At 40.4% G+C, this 549-nt stretch carries 2 tRNA genes and 1 rRNA gene; all 3 read left to right on the forward strand.

Annotated elements, in window-relative coordinates:
- Window positions 1-78, forward strand: a 16S ribosomal RNA gene (locus OIO11_RS11560); the annotation flags it as partial.
- A gap of 139 nt (window positions 79-217) precedes the next feature.
- Window positions 218-293 (forward strand) — tRNA-Ala (locus tag OIO11_RS11565).
- Window positions 294-346: 53 nt separating this feature from the next.
- Window positions 347-423, forward strand: a tRNA-Ile gene (locus OIO11_RS11570).
- Window positions 424-549 lie beyond the last annotated feature (126 nt).

Here is a 549-nt window from a genome sequence, read left to right on the forward strand (position 1 = left end):
CCGAAGGTGGGATTGGTGATTGGGGTGAAGTCGTAACAAGGTAGCCGTAGGAGAACCTGCGGCTGGATCACCTCCTTTCTAGGGAGAAATAACTAAAGCCAAGGCTTTGGTTAAGACTGACATTCGAGCTTCTGTTTAATTTTGAGAGACTAAGTTCTTTCAAAAGTTTGTCAATAATTGATCTTACAAGAGGTATTATCGGTTGTTGATTTACAGTGGGGGTATAGCTCAGTTGGGAGAGCACCTGCCTTGCACGCAGGGGGTCAAGAGTTCGAATCTCTTTATCTCCACCATAAGCAGATATCCAATCTAAGATTTGTGATAATTGCTTTCATAAATTTAATGTGGGTCTATAGCTCAGCTGGTTAGAGCGCACGCCTGATAAGCGTGAGGTCGATGGTTCGAGTCCATTTAGACCCACCATTTTGTTCTTTGAAAATTGCACAGTGAATATAGAAATAACCTAGTAAAATGAAACATCTAATAGATGTTTTAAAATACTGATTTATTAATCAGTATGCTGATATAAGATCAAGCTACAAAGGGCGC

Source organism: Clostridium sp. ZS2-4 (genome assembly GCF_026719745.1).
GTDB lineage: Bacteria > Bacillota > Clostridia > Clostridiales > Clostridiaceae > Clostridium_H.